Raw genomic sequence first — 3999 nt, forward strand, 5'->3', positions numbered from 1 at the left:
CTATTATGCTTAAAGCGAAAGGATAAATCCGCTAAAATGCCTATAAATGGAGCAATATGAGAGTATTAAAATTTATTTTTATAATAGCGGCGTCTATTTTGTTTTGTTATGTGGCGGAGGAGCTTATAAATTATTTGATAATTAAGCCGCGCATTCCTATGGAATTTACCGATATAAATTTAACTAAAGCCGGCAATAAAGCGGAATTATATATAAATAACAAAGATGATAAAATTTGTAGATATTTTACTTTGGATTTTGTCTCATACGATTACGATAGAGATATGAAGCTCTTGGATGATGAGTTCGCAAATACGTATATAGGAGGGGAATACGACGTGAACGAAACGCTGCTGCGCGGTACCAAAATACCGCTAAGTCTAAAGATATACAAAATAGATAATGAGCCGAATAAATTTGGACGCGGAAAGGAGTATTTTTATTATAAGTTAAAACCCGTGTTTGCAGAGGTGAGGAATTTACGCCCCGCGTATATGCAAACGAGTATTTATAGGGGCGAGAAACACTATGATGCATATAGTGCGACGATCGCCTGCACGCCCTTACAAAAAGGTATGTATAAGGTAGAACTAGAGAATTTACAAGATTTGCCTATTTTTTCGAATGTAAAAATTTATTTTACTACGAAAGATAGCGGTCTTAAATATTAACAAGGAGAATAAAATGACCTATAGATTAACCATAAAGATTGCAGAGAAAGGAACTATTTATATTCCGCAGGATCCGAACTACGAGAGACCTCATGGCTCATTGGCAGGTCATATGTGGTACTCTATTTCAGATGGAAGTACTGAAAAATCATATGGGTATGCACCTGGAGGGGTAACTGAATGGGATAATAATGGCTACCAAAGCACGTATTATACGGGTACCATCATTATTAATAAAACCCAATATGATATTTTAAAAAATTTTGGTCAAAAACATATTGCGATAGAATATGGTTTTGGAGATAATGATTATAACGTATTGTCTAATAGTTGTATAGATTTCGTATGGAAAGCATTAAATTTAGCGGATTTAAATCCTATTGATTTCCAAGGCAATTTAATTCCTACAGCCAATATGATGAATGTAGATAGGTCGTTATATAGATTTTTATTTAAAACAATAGATGGGTGGAAATATGATTTTCTAGAAAAAGATTATAACGTATTGTATGGAAGTAATTATGACGACGATGATCTACAGAGTAAAAATAATACTGATGTGGTTTATGGCGGAGACGGAAAAGATACCATTATAGGTAATAATTTAAATCAATACTTATATGGTAATGAAGGTAATGATACTATACAAGCGGTAGGTGGTAAAAAGAATTTTTTATATGGAGGGAATGGTGATGATATATTAGTAGGTGGAAATAATAGTATTGATGTTTTCGATGGCGGTAACGGCTATGATATATATCATGCGGATGAAAACGACACGATAAATGATTCCGATGGCAGCGGCAAAGTATATCTGGGTGAGACTAAACTGAAAGGCGGAAGGTTTATAAAAGAGCAATCGCATGGAAATATCGAAATTTATAAAAGCAATGACGATTCTATAACTTATGAATACAATACTTCCACAAAAGTATTAAACGCAAACGGCCTAAAGATAAACGATTTCGACAATAACGAGCTTGAGATAAATTTGCAAAAAGAGCAGTCGAATGAATTCGCCATACTTAGCGATACTACGGGCTCGATGGGCGGGGCGATAAGCTCGGTAAAATCTCAAGCAAAAGAGATCATAAAAACCGCCTTTGCTAGAGATACAAATACCAAGGTAGGAGTATTTGGCTATAACGATCCGGGCGTTCAAACTTTTACCAATCTCACGAATGATCAAAACGCGATAATGTCTGCTATAAACTCACTTTACGCAGATGGCGGAGGCGATACGCCGGAGATGACTTGGCATGGGATTTATAATGCCGCAAATTCAAATTGGAGCGAATACTCCGTAAAAAGAATTTTCGTTTTCGGCGATGCTCCCGCGAAGGACAATGAGTTCAAATCTAAAGCAATGGCGGCGCTTTTGCCCAATAAACCAAGAGCGGCAGCAAGAAGTTTAAGTGCAGCAAACGCGCTTTATGGCAATAATCACAGTGATTTAAATAATATTCAGGTCTTTACGATTCAAACGGGCGGTGGTGAAGATGTGGCGGCGGAATTTAAAGAATTAGCCGAATCCACCGGCGGCGGCTATGTAAATATGACAAACTCGGGCTATACATCCGTGGCGGATGCTCTTTTTGACGCTATGAATACAGGTACTTCCAAAAATGAAACCATTGTCGGCAATGAGAAAAACAATATCATAAACGGCAAGGGCGGGGATGATGTATTAGAAGGAAGAGAAGGAAGCGATACCTATGTTTTTGAAGAAAATTTCGGTAAAGATACGATAATAGAAACCAACAAGGAAAATAAAGATAAAAATATCATAGATATGTCCGCTTTCAGTTTAAAAGATGTCGTTTTTAGGCAAAATAAAAATGATATCGTCGTAAATAGGTCAAAATTTGACGCGGTCACTATAAGAGATTTTTATTTAGAGGAAGAGAAGATATCGCAGATCAAATTTAAAGATGTAACGTTGGGCTATGAAGAGATCAAAGAGATAACTGCGCTTCAAAGCAACAAAGAGGTCGTTAAATTTGCAAATAAAGGCGAGAATAAGCTAAAAGCTTTACTGAAAAAGGTATTTTTCAAAGCTGATGATGAAACCGCTACGACGATAAAGGGCGGTATAAGAAGCGATGCGCTAGTGGGATCAAATTTGAACGATAAAATTTACGGCAATCTTGGGCATGACACACTCATCGGCGGAAAGGGCGATGATTATTTAGACGGCGGCTTGGGTAACGATAAATACGTATTTCGCAAGGGAGACGGCAAAGATACTATTAAAGATTGTGGCGGAAAAGATACTTTGATATTAAAAGATATAAATCAAAACGAGCTTAAATTATCTAAAGATAAAAACGATTTGATTTTGAAATTTAAAGAAGGAAGCGATCAGATCACGATAAAGGATCATTTCAAGCGAAGCTTAGGATACAATCACAGGCTTGAAAATATTAAATTTGCGGACGGCGCGCAGATGAATTACAAACAGATCGAAGATATTGTTTGTGCGGGCGAATACACCGGTGGGCTTAAACAAGCAAGTTCCTTGAAAAACGATTATTTTGTGCCGCAAGATACAGTAAATAAAATTATCGAGCAGTTAAATTCGTACGCCGATAATTCGCAAGCACTAGAATTTATGTCAAATAATACGCAAAAAGATAATATTCAAATTTATATGAGCTAGCTTATTTATATAGTGTGAATGGTTATGACAAACGAGTATAAATTTGGGCAAATTCAGCGAGATTAATATTCTCGCTGAATTTATATTTTATAATCCTCATTTAGTAGAATTTATACGCTATAGATTTAGCTTGCCGTTTTTCAATATACAGCGCCTACCACTCATTTCTTTCCGTTCGCACGATCAGGCTTTTTGGAAGGTGAAATTTTTCGATTATCTCGCACTCCTTGGCGCGCATCTGCCCGTCGTCGCTTTCGTGGTCAAAGCCTAGCACATGCAGCAGACCGTGCGTAAAAAGCAGCGCCGTCTCGTCATCTCTGCCGTGCCCAAGCTGCGCGGCTTTTAACTCCACGAGGTCTAAATTTATCACGACCGAGCCGAGCAGCGCGGGAGCAAAATTTCCGCCGTCAAAATTCTTATTCTTTAAATTTTCATCGCTAGAACTTTTGCCCTCGGAATTTTTGGAATTTATGGTATTGGAATTTTTGCTCGCAGAATTTGCGGCGCTTGTATTTTCACTAGCGGAATTCGCAGTATTTAAAATTTTAGCGCCGCTGTTTTCATGCGCGGAATTTTCCTCGCTCAAATCCCCGCCGAAGCCCGCAAACGCCGCAGGATCGAGCGGGAAGCTCAGCACGTCGGTCGCCTTATCGATGCCGCGCGTTTGCG

General features: G+C 38.0%; 3 protein-coding genes. 2 read left to right on the forward strand and 1 reads right to left on the reverse strand.

Annotated elements, in window-relative coordinates:
- Positions 1 to 56: 56 nt before the first annotated feature.
- Both Q0614_RS09395 and Q0614_RS09400 read left to right on the forward strand, forming a co-directional pair.
- Entirely contained in the window at positions 57 to 671 is a 615-nt protein-coding gene (locus Q0614_RS09395; RefSeq protein WP_005872169.1) for a hypothetical protein, read from the forward strand.
- 13 nt (positions 672 to 684) lie between these two features.
- Entirely contained in the window at positions 685 to 3330 is a 2646-nt protein-coding gene (locus tag Q0614_RS09400; RefSeq protein ID WP_298788275.1) for a calcium-binding protein, read from the forward strand.
- Between the two features lie 154 nt (positions 3331 to 3484).
- Here Q0614_RS09400 and ybeY read toward each other — a convergent pair whose 3' ends face one another.
- The gene (ybeY, locus tag Q0614_RS09405) at positions 3485 to 3967 is read right to left on the reverse strand and encodes an rRNA maturation RNase YbeY (RefSeq protein ID WP_298788277.1); all 483 of its coding nucleotides are present in this window, start codon (positions 3965 to 3967) and stop codon (positions 3485 to 3487) included.
- Positions 3968 to 3999 lie beyond the last annotated feature (32 nt).

This window comes from uncultured Campylobacter sp., from assembly GCF_937997595.1.
Lineage (GTDB): Bacteria > Campylobacterota > Campylobacteria > Campylobacterales > Campylobacteraceae > Campylobacter_B.

Bases quoted from the DNA above. Each gene is read 5' to 3' on its own strand.
- Q0614_RS09395 (WP_005872169.1), top strand. From the start codon at position 57: ATGAGAGTATTAAAATTTATTTTTATAATAGCGGCGTCTATTTTGTTT.
- Q0614_RS09400 (WP_298788275.1), top strand. From the start codon at position 685: ATGACCTATAGATTAACCATAAAGATTGCAGAGAAAGGAACTATTTAT.